The 19148-nt window shown below is 38.7% G+C and carries 10 protein-coding genes; all 10 read right to left on the bottom strand.

Annotated elements, in window-relative coordinates; all coding sequences use genetic code 11:
* Positions 1 to 44: 44 nt before the first annotated feature.
* The gene (locus tag ACTJKC_RS13860) at positions 45 to 1886 is read right to left on the bottom strand and encodes an alpha-L-fucosidase (protein WP_440792724.1); all 1842 of its coding nucleotides are present in this window, start codon (positions 1884 to 1886) and stop codon (positions 45 to 47) included.
* A 240-nt stretch (positions 1887 to 2126) separates the two neighbouring features.
* Positions 2127 to 4034 carry a DEAD/DEAH box helicase gene (locus tag ACTJKC_RS13855; RefSeq protein WP_344852958.1) on the bottom strand — a complete coding sequence of 636 codons (1908 nt, stop codon included), beginning with the start codon at positions 4032 to 4034 and terminating at the stop codon, positions 2127 to 2129.
* A gap of 868 nt (positions 4035 to 4902) precedes the next feature.
* Positions 4903 to 7575 (bottom strand): glycoside hydrolase family 3 N-terminal domain-containing protein, encoded by a 2673-nt coding sequence (locus tag ACTJKC_RS13850; RefSeq protein WP_440792721.1) that lies wholly within the window; start codon positions 7573 to 7575, stop codon positions 4903 to 4905.
* Between the two features lie 2 nt (positions 7576 to 7577).
* The gene (locus ACTJKC_RS13845; RefSeq protein ID WP_440792719.1) at positions 7578 to 9002 is read right to left on the bottom strand and encodes an alpha-L-fucosidase; all 1425 of its coding nucleotides are present in this window, start codon (positions 9000 to 9002) and stop codon (positions 7578 to 7580) included.
* A 169-nt stretch (positions 9003 to 9171) separates the two neighbouring features.
* Positions 9172 to 10806, bottom strand: a complete 1635-nt coding sequence (locus ACTJKC_RS13840) for a SusD/RagB family nutrient-binding outer membrane lipoprotein (protein WP_440792717.1) — start codon at positions 10804 to 10806, stop codon at positions 9172 to 9174.
* Positions 10807 to 10826: 20 nt separating this feature from the next.
* The gene (locus tag ACTJKC_RS13835) at positions 10827 to 14282 is read right to left on the bottom strand and encodes a SusC/RagA family TonB-linked outer membrane protein (protein WP_440792715.1); all 3456 of its coding nucleotides are present in this window, start codon (positions 14280 to 14282) and stop codon (positions 10827 to 10829) included.
* 122 nt (positions 14283 to 14404) lie between these two features.
* Positions 14405 to 15595: an ROK family protein gene (locus ACTJKC_RS13830; protein ID WP_344852953.1), complete on the bottom strand. Its 1191-nt coding sequence runs from the start codon at positions 15593 to 15595 to the stop codon at positions 14405 to 14407.
* Positions 15596 to 15750: 155 nt separating this feature from the next.
* Positions 15751 to 16914 (bottom strand): peptide-N-glycosidase F-related protein, encoded by a 1164-nt coding sequence (locus ACTJKC_RS13825; RefSeq protein WP_440792713.1) that lies wholly within the window; start codon positions 16912 to 16914, stop codon positions 15751 to 15753.
* A 289-nt stretch (positions 16915 to 17203) separates the two neighbouring features.
* Positions 17204 to 18529 carry a monooxygenase gene (locus ACTJKC_RS13820; RefSeq protein ID WP_344852951.1) on the bottom strand — a complete coding sequence of 442 codons (1326 nt, stop codon included), beginning with the start codon at positions 18527 to 18529 and terminating at the stop codon, positions 17204 to 17206.
* 4 nt (positions 18530 to 18533) lie between these two features.
* Entirely contained in the window at positions 18534 to 19076 is a 543-nt protein-coding gene (locus ACTJKC_RS13815; RefSeq protein WP_440792711.1) for a redoxin domain-containing protein, read from the bottom strand.
* Positions 19077 to 19148: the final 72 nt, after the last annotated feature.

Below are 19148 nucleotides of genomic sequence, written 5' to 3'. Positions count from 1 at the left end.
GGATAATTATAAAGTTGCGTTACTATTTTACAATTGTTAAATAATTAGAGGTTACTCTCAATTGCGCCAACTTTTTCGCGGTATAAATCGATAGGGCCATCTAAAAGAACTGCAATTACGGTTAATTCAGGATCCAACTTATCTTCAGGCACAGGTATATATACAATTCCGGGTATTTTGCTCCAATACAATTTGTTATAAATTTCGTGCGGAAGCATGGTACCCTCCCCTACAATCCTGATCCTGCTGATGTTATTTTTTAAGCCTTTAATGGCGATTGGGCCAGTAGGTTTGCCTTCTACAAATAAATAAAGCGTCTGTTTATCTGCAGAAAGTGCAGTATTTCCCTGATAATGTCCTGCGGGAATTCCTCCTGATGTTTTGTACAAGGCCTCCGCATTTTTGATTACCCAGTTGTTCACGGTTTGATCGAAAGGTTTAATGTTAGCGTTGAAATCCATTCCATCAGCTGCTAAATTAGTGTCGTTAAAAATATTGATACCCCTGTCTAAAGTTGCAGCTAATTTTTTCAGTTTGTAGGGAACAGAAATCTGTTTATTATTTGCTGTAAATAAATCTTTTAATGAAATGGCTTCATTTTCGGTTTCAATAAGAGCAACAGGTTCATCAAAACTTACTTTTACTACGGTTACATCCTGATCAAAATCAGTTGAATGGATATTGATTATATAATCCGAAGCGTTAATATTGGCGAATTTTACCTGACCACCGCCAACTACCTGCATATTTTTTACTTTTGATTTTATATCCGTGAGCATAATGCCTTCATCTGTTTTATAATCGAGGTAGAGGAAGAGCGTTTTTCTATCTTTCGAAAGCGCCGTTTTCCCGTTGAAATGTTTTTTAGTGATGCCGGCTTGCGTTCCGTAAATAGCTTCGCCATGTTTTTTGGTCCAGCGACCTAAATCTTTTAAAATCTGAACCTGTTCTGGTGCGATGGTACCATCGGCTTTTGGCCCGATATCCAGCAATAAATTCCCACCCATACTGATACAATCAACCAGTGTACAGATAATCATGTTGGATGATTTGTAGTGATTATCATAAGGCTGGTAACCCCACGAATCGTTCATGGTATAACAAAGCTCCCATTCTGACGAGTTTGGTTTTACTACCGGAACACCTTGCTCCGGCGTATCATAATCGCCATGTCCGTTTAAGCGGGAGTTAACAATAATGTTCTGATTTACCTTACGTAAATTTTCTAATATATTTTTGGCCTGCCATTCTTCTCCGCTATGCTCCCAATCGCCATCAAACCATACCAAATCCGGATTGTATTTTGTTGAAAGCTCGTTTAACTGTCCCTGGAAGTAATTTTGAAATTTTTTAAACCTTACGGGATCCTGTTTATACTCGTAACGTTTCCTGTCGCGGGTAAAACCATCATAATCCGGGTAGCTCCAGTCGGGCAATGAAAAGTATAAACCCGTTTTTAATCCTGATTTTTTAAGTTCGGTTACAAATGGGGTGATTAAATCTTTTTTGGCTGCACTGCTATTAACGGTTGTGGTTGCGTTGGCCATTTTGCTATCCCAAAGGACCACACCATCGTGGTGTTTTGTGGTAATCACCGCATATTTAGCACCACTTTCTTTAATTAAATTCACCCATTCTTCAGGTTTGTATTTTGCAGCGGTAAAACCATTAAGCTGTTTCATATAAGCATCATGATTGATGTAGTTGTTAAAAAACGACCATGATTCGGAAATACCATTAACTGAATAAATTCCCCAATGGATGAAAATGCCCAGTTTGGCATCAGCAAACCATTGCATTTTTTGATCGCGTGGTTTTTGTTGTGCCGAAAGTTTATGGCCTATAAAGAGTAGGAATAATATGGTCAGAAATCTTAAATAACGCATAATGATGTTTAGTATATATAAACGTTAAATATAATATTTCACATACTGTTAACGATAATATTTTTTGATAAAATTGCTCGTTATTGCGAGGCACGAAGTAATCCTAATGTGCACGCGAGATAGTGATAGTTATAAGATTGCTTCGTCGGCTGAAAAATCCTTCTCGCAATGACGAATAAGATAAAAAAAAAGCCGCCCCGAAAAATCGGGACGGCTTGTAAAAATATTTGGTTTAGTGATTTACCATTTTTTACGGCGCTCGCCGCTTCCACCTTCACGGTTTCCGCCTTCTCTGCGTGGACCTCCGGTGTTACCACCTTTGTCATCACGGCTACGTCCAGAAAAATCTCTGAAACCGCCACCGCTGTTTCCACCTTCACGTCTTCCGCCGCCGCCAGAACTTCTTCTGTCGCCACCACGGAAACCACCGCCACCGCCGCTTCTGCGTTCTCCGCCGAAACCGCCACCGCTACGTCTTTCACCGCCACCGCGTCTTTCACCTGCGCCTTCACCACGACCACCGTCTCCACTTTTCTCGATACGTACCTGACGACCGTTGAATTCAACTGATTTAAAGCCTTCAAAAACTTTGTCGGCAACATCATCTTCTACTTCAAAGAAAGAGAAAACACCTTTTAAATCGATTTTACCAACGCTTTTGCCACCAATTTTACCGTTGTTACAGATAAAAGATAACATATCGCCACGGGTAAATTCATCTACAGAACCTAAGTTGATGAATAAACGGGTATAACCTTCGCTACCACGTCCGCGTCCGGCTCCTCTTTCGCCCCTGTCAGCACCGCGGTCGTCGCCAACTGCAGCATTTAAATCAGGTGCTTTAGAATAATAATCCAGGAAGCGGTTAAACTCTAATGAAGCAAAACGTTTAATTACATCTTCTTTAGATAAATCAGCAAACTCATCCATGATACGAGGAATATACTGATCGATTTGTTCATTGTTAACTTCTACGTTATGTACTTTGTGTACTAAAGAGAATAGTTGTTTTTCACAAACATCAAAGCCTGTAGGTAACTCAGCTTTAGTAAATTGTTTACCAATAATACGTTCCAGCTGACGGATTTTACCTAATTCTTTAGAGTTGATGATACAGATAGAAATACCGGTTTTACCAGCACGGCCAGTACGGCCAGAACGGTGGGTATAACTTTCAATTTCGTCAGGTAAAGAATAGTTAATTACGTGAGTTACATTGTTTACATCGATACCACGTGCAGCAACATCAGTAGCAATTAACAACTGCATGTTACGCTCACGGAAACGTTGCATTACTTTATCACGTTGTTGTTGCGATAAATCGCCGTGTAAAGCATCTGCATTATAGCCATCTTTAATTAAATGCTCGGCAACATCCTGTGTATCCAGTTTGGTTTTACAGAATACTACGGCAAAAATTTCAGGGTTGAAATCTACAATACGTTTTAAGGCAGCATATTTATCACGTGCACGAACGATGTAATATTCGTGTTCGATGTTTACGTTACCTGTATTTTTTGTGCCCATGGTTAATTCTACAGGGTTATCCATATAGTTTTTAGCTATACGGCGAACTTCTGCAGGCATGGTAGCCGAGAATAACCAGGTTTTTTTGTCATCAGGAGTAGTTGATAAGATGTCGTTGATATCGTCCTGGAAACCCATGTTCAACATCTCGTCAGCTTCATCAAGCACAACATATTTAACGTTTGAAAAATCAATTGCCTTACGGCCAATGATATCCAACATACGGCCGGGCGTGGCCACTACGATCTGAATTCCCTGACGGATTTCGCGTAGTTGCTGCATAATGTTCGCGCCACCGTAAACGGCAACCACGTGGGCATTAGCAATGTTTTTAGAAAAGTTTTTAAGGTCGTTAGCGATTTGCAAGCATAACTCACGGGTAGGGCATAAAATCAATGCCTGTGGTTTGTTAACTTTAAAATCGATTAGTTCTAACAGCGGCAAACCAAATGCGGCTGTTTTTCCTGTTCCTGTTTGGGCCAAACCAACAAAATCATTAGTGCCTTCTAACAGTACAGGAATACTTTGCTCCTGAATAGGTGTTGGAGTTTCAAATCCAAGATCCTTTACGGCATTAACGACGTCATCACTTATCCCCAATAATTGAAATGGGTTTGTCATTCGTCTTTTTATTTTTAATTGAGCCGCAAAGGTACGGTTAATATTCCGTATTTCACAGATTACCAGGTAAATAGTTTTTCATGCTAAATGTTTGAAAATAAGGAAGTAACAGATAATGTAAAATGGGTGATGGAAAATGGATGATGTATGGGCTTTAAACGGAGATCGGAGATGGGCTTTGGGCTTTATTTTTTTATTTCGGTTAACTGTTTAAACTGGTTAACTGGTTAATTCAAGGCAAAGCGCATGTCCATTATCCGTTTTACATCTTGAATCATCATTATCACAGAGGTCACTAAGAGATAGCGTACAGAGTTGGATGCAGAAAATAAATTTTATTAATTCCATGCGTTTCGTGTTTCTGTGGCAGAATAATGTCAAAGTATTCTTCCGGCATAGATCCTTCGACTACGCTCAGGATGATGAATCTAATAAAAATCAAATTCTATTAACTCCGTACGTTCCGTGTTTCTGTGGCAAAAATAATTTCAAAGTATTCTTCCGGCATAGATCCTTCAACTACGCTCAGGATGACGAATCTAATAAAAATCAAATTCTATTAACTCCGTGCGTTCCGTGTTTCTGTGGCAAAAATAATTTCAAAGTATTCTTCCGGCATAGATCCTTCGACTACGCTCAGGATGACGAATCTAATAAAAATCAAATTCTATTAATTCCATGCGTTTCGTGTTTTTGTGGCAAAAATAATTTCAAAGTATTCTTCCGGCATAGATCCTTCAACTTTATATTGATTTTTATACAATAAATTATTCCTTGAAATGACGAAACAAAAAAGCCGCAGATTTAACCAGAATCTGCGGCAACTATTACTCGATTATGGTTTATACCCAACCATAGGGGGTGTATTTTAAGGTTTAACCATTAAATTATCTTTTAAATAAAGTGCCTTGCTTGATGATCCGATCATGATGCGATATTCTCCTGGGGCAACATTCCAAACGTTATTGATATCAAGTGTTTGAAGTTCTGCCTTTCCTAATTGAAAAGAGACGGTTTTCGTTTCACCTGCCTTTAAACTTATCCTTTGAAAAGCCCTGAGTACCAGAACAGGCTGAGCCAGTTTGCTTAGTAATGGCCTCATGTACAATTGAACCACTTCTTCACCATCATAATTGCCGGTGTTTTTAAGCTCGAAACTTACGGTCGCCGTTTCATTTTGAGTAATGCTTTTCTTGCTGAATTTTAAACCGGAGTAGGAGAAATGGGTATAACTCAATCCGTAGCCGAAAGGGAAAAGCGGCTCACCGCTCAAATTATTATAATCATCTCCCCTGCCGGTAGGTTTGTGGTTATACACTAATGGTAGCTGCGATTCATCAACAGGATAGGTAATCGGTAGTTTTCCTGAGGGATTTGCTTTACCCAACAGCACATCTGCAACGGCACTGCCACCAGCTTCGCCAGGATACCATACATTTAAAACTGCACTTACCTTATTTAACCATGGTTGCATATTAATGGCACTCCCACCAGTTAGTACCACTACAATCGGCTTACCCGTTTTTGCAAGTTCCTGAAGTAAAATTTCCTGGTTACCCGGCAGGTTTAACATTGCACGATCTAAAAATTCGCCTTCTTTTATCCCTGCGACAAAAACTACCACATCATTATTTTTCGCTGCTTTTACCGCATTTGTTATTTCTTCTGAGTGCTGAACGTTATAATCCCATACCAATTTTATTTTCCCATTGCCTTTAGACTCGAAAAACTCTACTTTAATGGCATATTCCTTGTTTTTCTCAAAGTGAAACGGAATTGTTTTAGTGCTGAAAGACTTCTTGTCCCAATTATCAATGAGCAATTGATTGTCGAGATATAATCGGTAACCGTCGTTTCCCTCCAATCCGATATTAAGATCTGCATTTTGCGGAACTTTTATACTGCCTTCCCAACGTACAGAATAATCATCAAGCTGAAGCTTTTCATCAGGCGGATATAAAGTCCAGCTGAAATTGATGGCCTTATCCTGCACTGTTTTAACTGGCACTCCACTAAAATCTAGACCGCTATAATATTTTCCGCTCAATCCCGGCTTTTGATCTACAGAAAGAAACTGGCTATCTACAGGAACAAAAGACTGAACTTCGCGACTGCTTCCTTTTAGATAATTGACTTCCACCCCGTTCGAAACAGCACTCTTCAATCCGTCAATGATATTTATCTTTTTATTCCCAGTTCCGCTATAACCACCCAATCTGGCTTCAACGGCATCTTCGCCTAACACGAGAATGTGTTTTGCATTTTTTAAGGGAAGCATATTGTTGTCGTTTTTAAGCAAAACGAACGATTTTAAAGCTGCTTCTTTGGCTAAAATATTGTTAGTTGGATCGCTCAACATCTTTTCGGCAATGCTTTCATCAACATAAGGTTGTTCGAAAAGGCCAAGTTCAAATTTTGCTCTTAAAACCCTGGCAAGGGCATCATCAATACGTGGTTTCGGAATGCTGCCATCCAAAAATGCAGGCAGAAAAAGTTTGTAATGGTTATAATCTACCTGAAAAATCACATCTAAACCGGCATTGATCGATTGTGCTGTAGCATCTTTATAATCTTTAGCAGTAAAATGCAAAACATTAGCGCCACCTACCGCTCCGGCATCAGAAATAACAAAACCTTTGAATCCCCATTCCGACTTTAACTTGTTAGTGAGCAGCCATTTATTTGAAGTAGCCGGCGAACCGAAAACACTGTTGTAAGAAGTCATTAACGAACGAATCCCCACATTTTTAACGCCATCTTTAAATGCCGGAAAATGGATTTCTTCTAAAAAGTGTTTATCCATTTCTATGGGATAACTGTCGCGGCCACCATCGCCAACATTGGCAATAAAATGTTTGGGGGTAACAATGATATTTTGCTTTTCTACGGCATTCATAAAAGCATGGCCCATTACGGTGGTTAAATAAGGATCTTCGCCATAGGTTTCTTCTGTCCTGCCCCACCTTACATCCGTTGCCATATTAATTACTGGTGCCAAAAGATCTCTTAAACCTCGAGCGCGGGCCTCATTGGCAATGGCTGTACCTATCTTAGCCACCATTGTGGTATCGAAAGTTGCTGCTAAACCAATGGACTGTGGAAAGGCTGTTGCACCTTGCCTTACCAAACCATGCAAAGCTTCGTCGAAGGGAATAATCGGGATGCCCAAACGGGTTTCTTCTATAAAGAATTTCTGGATTTTATTGATCTTTTTGGCAAGCGAAAGCCCATCTTCAGTGGTATTATAGGTTAACATTTGCTGGGCATTACCACTCCCCTGTGCGGCCGCACTTACCTGTAAGCCAAAAATTCCGTTCCTGAACTGTTGTTTATTCTGTTCGGTAACATCGCCCGGGATCATAAACAACTGCCAGAATTTTTCTTCTGGTGTCATTCTCGAAATGAGGTCTTTTACCCTTAAATCGATGCTTAACTTTGAATTTTTATAAGGCAATATCTGCGCTTTTTTAACTTGTGCAAAAAGACTGCAAGAGAAAAAAAGCGTAGGCAATAAATACAAATATTTTATCGGTTTCGGCATTACTATTTGGTTTCGGGCGTAAAAGAAAATGTCAGGGCTATTTTCTCGTCGGTTTTAGGAAGATCGAAATGAACCTTATCATTTTTTAATGTCCATTTTATTTTTTGATTGGTAGCTAAAATGGTAACCGGAGTTCCTTTTTTAGGAATATTCCCCTGCCATGAAATTTCATTAACCGCAGCATCGTCGAGAAAGCTGATGCCGTAAACTGTTTTTCCATCCTTGCTTTGGGTAAACCAGTTCTGCCCGTCGTGATAGTTTTTGGTGATCCGTGTTCCGTAAATGGCAGCACCATTTTTTGAAGTCCACTGGCCGATTTCTTCTAACTTTTTAACCACATCATCAGGCAACGTTCCATCAGGTTTCGGTCCAACACCTAATAACAAACTTCCTCCTTTGGCCACAATTTCAACCAGTTTATGAACTACTTCAGGTGCTGATTTATAATGATCGTTAGGTACAAATCCCCATGCACCACCTAAAGTCATGCAGCTTTCCCAGGGGTAATCCAGTTGTTTTTCAGGGATTTTCTGTTCAGGAGTCTGGTAATTTTCGAACTGACCATGTACGGTTCTATCCACCATGATTAAACCTGGCTGTGCTTTTCTGGCCATTGTTGCAATTTTAGGCATGTCAATATCCTGGCTCCATTCCGGAATTGGCGCTCCCCACGAAAGTACCTCCTGGTTAACACTTGCCCTCGGACGAACCCAGCCACCATCCAGCCACAAAATATCGATGCCGCCATAATTGTTCATTAATTCGCTGATCTGGTTTTGGGTATAGCTTTTGAACATATTCCAACGCCAGGGATTTTTACGGATGTCGTAATTGTTGTTTCTGTTGGCTGTGGCATATTTATCCCACCAATAATATTGAGAATGCCAGTCGGGTTTAGAAAAATAAGCACCGATCATAAAGTTTTCTTTACGGAAGGCGTCGAACACATATTTTGCCACATCTTTTTTAGGATTGGTAGAAAAAGGACCTTTAGCGATGCTAAAATCAGATTGTTTGGTATCGAACATGGCAAAACCATCGTGGTGTTTGGTGGTAAACACCAGGTATTTCATACCTGCATCTTTACCCGCTTTTGCCCATTGTTCAGGGTTGAATTTTGTAGGGTTAAATTTTTCGCTCTGCCCCCAATACCATTTTTTATAATCTTCGTATTTGATGGTACTATCTCTTTCGATCCAGTCTTCTGAACAGATGGACCAGGATTCGATGATACCGGGAACGGCATAAAGCCCCCAGTGGATAATCATCCCAAATTTTTTATCCTGCCAGGTTTCGAGCTTTTGTTTAACGGCGGCATCTTTAGGCCACTCGTAAATCTCAGACTGAGGCATGATGTCGTTTTGCTGGGCGGAAGAACGGAGTGTAAACAGCGTTAAACAAAAAAGAAAGTAAATTTTTATCTTCATTATCAGGGTATAAAAAGAGGTTGTATCATAAATATAAATTTGTCTTCCTGAGCTTGTCGAAGGACTTGTTTAAATACTCTTTAAAGTGTTTCGACAAGCTCAACATGACAACATTTGAACTTCAATCGCCTTTATGATACAGGACCTCTATCAGTTAATGTGTTTTAAATTAAGGCATCCAGTACACCTTTTTGGCAATCTGAACATTAGCATCTACATTACCACCAATTGCATTTAAATTAGAAAGGTTGTTGGTTTTCTCATCGTCGGGATAAGGCAACCTGTTGTAAGTGGTAGGAGTATAAGTAGCATCTTTTGGCGTTAAACCTGTTCGGCGGACTGTGCACCAGGTTTCTACGGCGTTAAAGATACTTGCCAGCCAAGATTGAGTGATTATTTTTTTATAATTTCCGGCTATATCACCAGCAGTAAATTTAACAGCCGGATTACTGGTAAAAACATCAATCTGTGCCTGGGTAATTGGGCCAGGTTTAGCAGCAGTTGGCCAAATGGCTGTTGTATTATCGTTTACTGTAGTGTACCAAAAATTTACAGAAGCGTTCATCCCTGCGTTATATTCTGTTTCGGCCAAAGCCTGATCGGCACCAACGCCAATACCCTGATTATAAATTTCTGCTTTTAAGAAATGTACATCTGCTTCTGAGATAATAACATAAGGGAAGCTTTGAAAATCGCGTACGAGATAATAATTAAAGGAAGCAAATTTATTATCGGGATCCTTGCCCGGAGCCTTGGGGCTATTATCACCTTCATTCGGATAGGGTGTACCACCATCAGAAACAGACCCATTTTGTGGTTGAGGTACCCATTTGCCAGCATTATTTGGCATAAACCACACTTTGTAACGCGGATCAAAGAAACCAGAACCATCATCGGCACTGGTAGACGACATTTTATTAAATACGTTAGAACTCATCCTGATATTTGAAACAGAGAGATCGCGGAATGCATACCAATAGCGGTCGCCATAATCTGGGGTATTGGGGACTACAACTCTTGGAAAACTACCAAAATTACTCTTGTATAAAGCTGTAAGGTCCTGATTATTGGGCAGTGGATAAACAGATGGATTACCCAGAATTTCTGCAATGATGGCCTTTGCCTTGGTTTGCAAATTGGTTTTACTCAAACGAACAGCATAGCGCAGTCTTAAGGAATTTCCAAATTTTTTCCAGGCTACAAAGTCGTTGGCCAAAAAAGATTCATAAGTACTAATTGAGCTTTGGTTTGGTCCACCAACACCTTCAACGGCAGCTTTCAGATCATCTAATACACTATTATAAACACTTTCTTCTTTATCGTACTTCGGCTGGTAGTTTGCTGAACCTTCGGTAGCAGCCGCCGCCTGGCTGTAAGGTATATCGCCATAGCGATCTAACATCGATAAAGTTTTCTGGCTCATCAGAATGGTAGCCATATACTTTACATCACTATAAATACCTGGATTCGGGGAGGCATTAACCAGCTTTAACAGTTGTTTATAATCTGCCAGATCCTGGTAATAATTGCGCCAAAAAGTAGTAATATAATTAATATAGGGTAAGTTTTTATTCTGAACACCTTGCTGATTGGTAACTGACATAAATAAACCGGTATAGATCGTATAATCTTCTTCTGTTGCACGTTTGGCCAGGTTATTAAAAAAGCCTGCAGGTGTTGCTGTAGAAACCGTTGCATCTTTATATGGCTTATTTAATTCTTCGAATCCTTTTTTACACGATGCCCCACCCACGATCAGCGATAGGCCAAGTATAGTGTGGATTACTTTATGTTGAATTTTCATGTGATTAATGCTTTAAGTGATTAAAATGAAGACCGAATAGTGAAACCAAATGATCTTGTTTTGGGCAGAGATCCGTATTCTATACCTTGTATATTACCGATACTATTTACGCCTTCAGGATTTAAGCCTTTAGGAATAGTAGTAAAAATGTAAAACAGGTCTCGTCCAACTAGCGAAAGCGACAGATTTTGAATAAACTTTGTTTTTTGAAGAAACGTAGCCGGAACCTGGTAGGTTAAAGCTACTTCCCTAAGTTTCATCCAGGAGTTTTTAAATACTGATGCAGAGCGTGGTACGCCAAGGTGGTTCCAGGCAGAAAAAGTGCCCTGGTAATACCATTGGTAATTCACTACATCGTTATTTGGAGTAGTGCTTGTAATGTTGCCCTGAGCATCGCGGGTAACAAAAACACCTCCAAAATTAACACCTGTATTTGCAGAAGTTCCATCAGGATACACTAATGGCAGGCCTCCGCCATTACGCTCTTTCAAGGTTTCTACTAAGTTTCCACTCCCCATACCTGCTGCATAAGAGCCAAAAAAAGTATCGCCGCCAATTTTCGCATCAGCCAATACATATAAAGAAAATGCCTTATACTTGAAGGTGTTCGTAATACCACCAGTTAACATTGGCTGAGAATTGCCAATAGACACTTCATCTTGTGTTAATACCCATTGTGTACCTGCATAATAGGTTTTGCCATTCACGGTATATTGCAATGGTAAATCATCTGTACCAGTTGCCCGTTTTACAACTTTCTGGCCATTAACATAGGTAAAATCTTTTCCATAAAGGGTTCCGTAATAATCACCAACTTTAACCCGTTGTGATATACCGTTTCCTCCAAAAAAAGTACCTAGGGTTAAGGTTTCAACTCCATCCTGTAATGCTAAAACTTTAGTTTTGGCATGCGCTCCGCTTATGGATACATCCCAGCTAAAATCTTTTGTTTTTATTGGCGAACCGCTGATAATAAACTCAAAACCTGTATTACCTAACGAACCTGTATTTATTTTCAAATTACTAAAACCAGAAGATAAAGCTAAAGGATTATCTAAAATCTGGTTAAAGCTTTTCATGGTATAACCTGTTAAATCGATATTTAACCTGTTTTTAAATAAACCTAAATTAATGCCGGCTTCAAACGATCTGCTTTTTTGTGGTTTTACCCCTTCAAATTTCAACGTACCTGGCAGACTTTGTGCCTGCTGGCCATTGTTTGTGGTTACATCCAAAAGATTAAAAATAGAATATGGGTCGGTATCTGATCCTGTTTCTGCATAAGAGAGTTTCAACTTTCCAAAACTTAACCAGGGTAAACTGTTCTGTAACCCCTTAATTCCATCGGTAAATACATAACTTAAATTGGTTGCAGGATAAAAGTAGGAGTTAGAGCCATTTGCCAATGTACTCGACCAGTCGTTACGTGCTGTGGCTTCTAAAAACAGATAATTTTTGTAAGAAAGGTTTAAAAAACTATAGGCAGAATTAATCTTTTTAGTATATTTTGTTTCTTCTGGTTGTGGTACCGGATTGGAACCGTTATTTAAAGCAAAAACATAGGGTTTTACAAGACTGCCATCAGTACGGTTACTCGAAATATAATCATTGCGATAATAGCTTTCTACGCCTGCCGTTAAGCTGGCGTTAATCTCTTTGCCGAAAAGATTATCTTTATGTAAACGGGCAAAAGCCTGTAGGTTGGTAGACAGATTTTTGGCTTGAGCCAACTTATAAGCGCCGTTTGCCTGTCCTAATACATCTGTTGGATAATTTTTCACTGTGGTAACATCATTCGAATTATCTACACCTCCTTGTGCCGTTACATTTAAGAAATCAGTTAAATCGGCCATTACCTTCATTCCCCCGGTAAGTCCGTTCCGGTTAAAAAGGGTATTATTGTTATTGATATTCCAATACTGGTTAGCTAAATAACTTCCGCTATAAGGATAGGCAGGTGAGCCTGCCGGAAAATTGCTTGGAGTAAGTACATCCTTCCGCGAATTGTTAGGTCCATAAGTATTATCAAAATCTACGTAAGGATTATAATCTCTTGGCATGGAATAAATTACCCCACCTAAGTAACCCGAACCCACTGTAGGAGCATTTAACCGGGTAAAGTTTACATAACTTGCAGTTACCTCTGCACTTACTTTTTTAGAAACCTTAAGCGTAGAACCTAAGTTAAAAACGTTCGATTGAATATTACTATTTAAAATATTGGCTTTGGTGTCATTTCGCGTATAAGAAATACGTCCTGTAGCATTATCATTACCGCCAGAAATGGCTACGTTATGACTTACTACAGAACCATCAGGAAAAAATGCCTTCCAGTTATCTGGCTGCGCAGAATATGGCCGCAAAACCCCATCATAGTTTAATATCGGCAGATTATCAAATCTCGGGCCCCAGGATTGACTACCTGGATAACTGAAGTAAGCATCCGTTAATTTACCATTTGGATAAGGAACCGTTCCGAATGAGTTGCTTAAATATTCTCCAGCTGAGGTATAGTTATTTCCAATTTGATAACGCTGACCAGCAGCATTAACAGGAAACATTTTACTATTATCTGCCGTTAACATAGCCGCTACTCCACCCTGTCCATATTCATTCTGAAAATTTTGTATTTCGTAAGGATCTGTATGCCGGTAAGAATAATTATAATCGATGCCAAGACCCGGGCGGTTGCTTCCCTTTTTACGCGTAATTAAAATAACACCATTACCACCCCTTGCGCCGTATAGTGCAGCCGCAGCAGGACCTTTTAATACGGTAATGCTTTCAATATCGTCCTGATTGATGAAGTTCATACCCGTACCCCAATCGTTATTCGACGAAACATCAGCTCCGGTATTACCGGCAACTGATGAAGTATTGTTCCCGTTCACGTTGGCCGGATCGTTGTTAATGGCTACTCCATCAACGATGATCAAAGCCCGGTTATCGCCGGTTAATGAGGTATTTCCACGGACTACAATTCTCGATGAGCCACCTTCTACCCCACCACCTGATTGTGAGATCTGTAAACCGGCAACTTTACCCATTAAACCCTGCGCTATAGTAGGTGCCTGGCCTATTGTTAAGTCTTTTCCGGATACCTCCTGCGTAGAGTAGCCCAGCGCTCTTTTTTCCTTTTTAATTCCGAATGCTGTAGTAACCTGAACCTCTTCCAAACTGTTAGCAGACGATTCCAGTTTAACATTTACAGTGGTAGATGCTCCTACCGTAATTTCTTTAGAGGTATAACCAACAGACTTAAAAACGAGAATATTTCCTTCTGCTGCTGAAATAGAGAATTTACCATTTCCATCGGTTTGAGTGGCTTTGGTTGTTCCTTTAATAGCGACACTTACACCTGGTAAGGGTCCTGATGCTTCCACCACCGTACCGGTAATGGTTTTTTGTGCAAAAACAGTTATTGCTAAAAAATTCAACAATAAAATACTTAAGCACCTTAAGTACATTCTTTTCATAAATGGGTTTAGTTTAGGATTAGTCAAAAGTGGTTCATAACTTGGTGGAGTGGGTTTTCTTTATTTTGTCATATAATATCAGTTTAGTTATAAAATATTGGTCTTATTCTTTTTAAGGTTAGCTATTCAAACAAACTACTTTCTACCGTTAAACTGGCAGCAGCAAGTAATTCTGCCTCATCGGTTAGTTTAGAAAGTTTAATTTCAGTTTGCTCTGCAATTCGCGGGATACAAAACTCGTTAATGGCCTGCTGGATTGGCGGCAACAACATTTTACCTGCTTTAGCCCCCCTCCCACTCAGCACAATGGATTCGGGATTTAACAGATGGATTAATGTTGATATCCCTTTTCCCAACTGAAAAATGGCTTTTGCCAATATCGATATGGCAACCGGATCCTGTTTGGCAACCGCACTTAAAAAGTGGTCGGCCGGATGTTTGCTTTTATCCATAAACAATCTAGTCATGCTCGATTCAGCACCACCTGCAATTGCTTCCTGAGCTTTCCTGGCCATTACCAGTAATGAGGTGTCAACTTCCAAACATCCTCTTCTACCGCAAGAACAAAGATTATCGCTATCAGATAGCGGGATATGGCTAAATTCGCCGGCACTACCACTACTCCCCCGGTATAATTTTCCATTAATAATCATTCCCAATCCGGTTCCCCAGCCAATATTAACCACCATTACATCTTTCAAATCAATGGCTACACCAAAATTCAGTTCTGCGAGCGCAATTAAACTGGAGTCGTTATCTATATGTACCTGCAAATTAATATGTTGCGAAAGATATTGCTGTAAAGTTGTATCATCTTCTACCTTTAAAAAAGAATGGTTAATTCCCTCATCTGCATTAACAAAACCCGGCATCCCGATGCCAACGCCCAAAATATCCTCTCTTTTGATTTTAGACTGATTTATACTTTTATTGATAAAATTAACCAGATCGGTGATGCTGCTGTTTTTCGACGACATTTCGAACTCCAGGGTTTGTACTGGAATAACCATCTTGCGGGTAAGGTCGTAAATGGTTAATCTCGATGTCAGCTGATCCATTGCTATGGCCACAATATATTTTTTAAGGTCTGGATTTATTAAAAACATTGCAGCCCTTCTTCCTCCTGTAGATGGAGCCAGGCCTTGTTCTAAAACATATCCTTCGTTTATCAGATTATTTACATTGGAAGTAACCAGTGGTAAACTTTTTTTTGTTAGTTTACTTAAATCAGTAAGTGATAGTGCTTTCTTATAATATAAATGTTTGATAATATCGGCGCGCAGCCTTTGACCCTTCTCAATTATTACTGACATGTTTGGATGATTTTAAACAAACTTAATAATTTATTTTGTAAGCATCCGCATACTTTATAATAATTTAAATAAGTGATTTGGCTTCCTGATTCCGGAATTAAAAATAATCATACAGGCTTTGTCAAACCGACAAAACCTATATGATTAATTAAACCTTAACGACCTTGCAAATAAACTGAATACCTTATAGAACCTTGTTTATCTTTAAAAACGGCGGTAGGAACATCGATTTTAAAAGTGTGATTACCGGCTGTTAAATTGCCAAGACTAATCTCACGTATCGGAATCGCATCCCCGGGACACCAGTTGCTCCATGACGACCAATCTGAAGCAGTTCTGGGAACAGAACCGTATATTCCATTATTTTGAGTATTATACTGGCGATAGGGTTCGCATGATTTTCCACCTGGTTTATATGTTAATTTTAAAACATTATCAAAATAAATATTATGGTCTCTACGCACGTATTCTTCCCCTCCGCTATTGGCTCCATGGGCAGAAGTAATGAGGTAAAGCCTGGCATCGGTAACCGCCGAAGGCAGGTTAATGGTATATGTTTTTTTACTACTTCCTACCTGGTCTGTATTGTTTGCAGTGTAATTATCCAGATCTTTCTCATTCGCTATCGGGATCATCTGTACTGCTGTAGCAGGATCGGTTCCACCTGATTTATTAACAAACTCTATTGTACCATAAAACGTTTCATTATGGCCTCCACACCCACTAATTTCATTCTGGGCTGCATAAGGTACCCCAAACAAGTTAAATACCACATAAATATCATAAGAGGCCCGTACGCCTGCATCCCTTAATAAATTGGCGACATTATCTGTGCTAAAGAGATAGGGTGCAACATTTGGCGTTTTGTTTTTATCCATAAATGGTGTAATAAAACGGCCTACTTCGATGTTTTTGCCAATATTTTCGTTAAAGGCCGAATTTTTTGGAATAAAACTCAGGCCTACAGATCCGATCCTGTCGTAATTATCGCAATATGGTGTAATACTTACCTTGATATCTAAACTATTAGAAAGTTTGGAAAGATCTGTGGTGCTTAACTTTTTAATGTATTTGGAGTTCGACAAACGTGTTACATCAGCAGGTACAGGTGCAGTTACGGTTGCGGCATAACCATCGTAAAATAAAATCTGGTCGAATACTTTAAAGGTATTGGGTGCTGCAGCGGGGGTATTGGCCAGGCTTAATGTGCCATTTTTGGAAAGTGCAGGTTGCTCGCCCGAAAGCTGTTCACTCTCATTCCTTTTACAAGAGGCAAATAATAATATTGCCGCAGAAAAGATTAACATTCTTTTTTTCATAGTTGATAAATTTTTGGTTAGAAGATTAGTCCACTTATACCTCGACAAATCATAATAATATGACCGCCAATACATAAGCATAAACTAAATTAACAAAAATAAATCAACTTTATAATTTTTTTAAAAAGAAACAATATCTTAATAAAAATATAATTAAGATATTATGTAAATAAAGATTATATATTGATTAAAACAGCTTGTTCAACTAGAAATTTATGAATTAAACTAAAGTTTTAGTAAGCTTCAATAAAACAAAGTAGATCAAATCTCTTGGGGAACAAGTACACAATTACTTTTCTATAACTGGCAAATCCTCATCGCCCTCTTCATAAGGCAAATATAATATTACCAAAGTGAGCATCTCGTCTATACTTTTCATCTCACCACCGCCATAGATATTTCTTGGTGGATTAAATAAGTTTTTTGGATTATCTTTTGAGTTGTCGTACGTACCTTCAATAATCAGATAAGAACCTTTGGGGATTATAAGCGGTTTTTGATATTTATAAAGCTCCTGCCAGTTAAAATCCCATTTAGGAATTGAGATTAATTTTAAGGTATCTTTTTGGGGTGTAATTGCATAAGCTTTAAAATTTTTTCCCAGTAAATGCATGTGTGGCCATACACCTAAAATAGACTGTTTTTCGGGATTGGTTATTTTTAGCTTAAAAGTGCGGACGCTATCGGCAGGAATCATGAAATATGGTGTAATTTCCTCTTCTGCAATTCCACCTGATCCTAGATTAATTACATCAATCACCCTTTCGATTGGCGACTTGGTAAAAAAGAAATTAATGGATGAAAAATCTTCTTCATCTTTTCCGGTTGGTGCATAATGTATGGTTAATAAGATTACACCTCTTTTAGGCATCACCCATCCAATGTTTTTAGGATACGATTCGTAATTTGTTCCTGGAATCCACCCTCCATAATAAATCATATTGCTTTTATATGCTTCATAGGCCGAAAAGTTAGCATCAGTCTCTCCTACAGTAGTATTGATATAATCAGGAGATTTATCAATCGAAATATTATTTGAAACATCGTAAATAGCAAAATTGGCATGATGGATTACTTTTCTATTTTTGGAAACAAATTCGATTGCTTCCACATTTTGAGACTGATCAAACTGATATGGTATTTTAAATACGATAAATCTTTCCTTATTATCGCCTTGTATCTGAAAAGTTTTCGCCATGCTTAAAACAGCATCAGGCTTACGCTTATAATTGGTACCCTGCTGATATTTTGTTAAAATTAAGGTAGTTTGTTTATTCGGACTTCCAATTGGCATTTTGTCATCAATCCAATCAATAATTGTTTTTTTTTCCAAAGCGGTTAAGCTTCTGTTTCCCTGAAAAGGAACTGCTGTATAGTGTCCATCGGCTTTCCAAGGTGGCATGTAACCAGAATTGACTACTTTCTTTATAAAAGAAGTTCGTTTAACTACATCTTCATAAGAAGTTAAGGGAAAAGGTCCAGCCTCTCCTACACGGTGGCAGGATGCACATTTATTATAAATAATTGGAGCAACATCTTTATAAAAGGTGCTTTTTTGAGCATTAATATAAGAAAGGTTAAAAAAGAAGAGAAGAATAAAATTTATCTTTTTCATTTAATTATAGATCATTAATATAACAGCCTATGGGCATGGTAGAACCTATTAAAACCTTCCTCTCAGTTTCTATTGCTTCTATGGCATCAGTAAGGAAATGTTTAGATGCCACTTGTTTTTGCTGACCAAGTTCTATTATTTTATCATCAATTAGCCCTGAGTATATTCTTTTTCCATTTTTATCCAATAAAATAACCTCAGGAGTAACCTTTGCATTCAATAACTTTGCTAGTTTTTTCTGTCCATCATAAATGGCCGGAAAGGTTATTTTATAATCTTTTAAAAAAGTTCTAATCTCTTGAGCAGTGTAAGATTTACCTGCAAAAACACCGATTATTTCGCAGTTTTTATATTTTTCCTGTATTTGTTTGAGTTCGGGGATGTAATTTCTACTTAAGGGGCATTCTGGTGACAAAAATATAAATGCACAGCTTTTATTTAATTTTACTGGATGGCTGGGAGAGATTGATTCGAGTTTGAAAGATTTTATGTTAGCAAACAACCCAACTTGTTGAGATTTAAGGTCCTGAGCGTAGATTTTATTCAAAAAAGTGAAATAAACCAATAGCCAAAGTAAAAATTTTGCGCAATTTTTCATTTTTTACATTCAATTAAAATG

The sequence above is a fragment of the Pedobacter sp. 22226 genome (genome assembly GCF_052045455.1).
Taxonomy (GTDB): domain Bacteria; phylum Bacteroidota; class Bacteroidia; order Sphingobacteriales; family Sphingobacteriaceae; genus Pedobacter; species Pedobacter jeongneungensis.
Note: the sequence above shows the minus strand (reverse complement) of the source record. Positions and strands in the feature narration are given on the sequence as shown.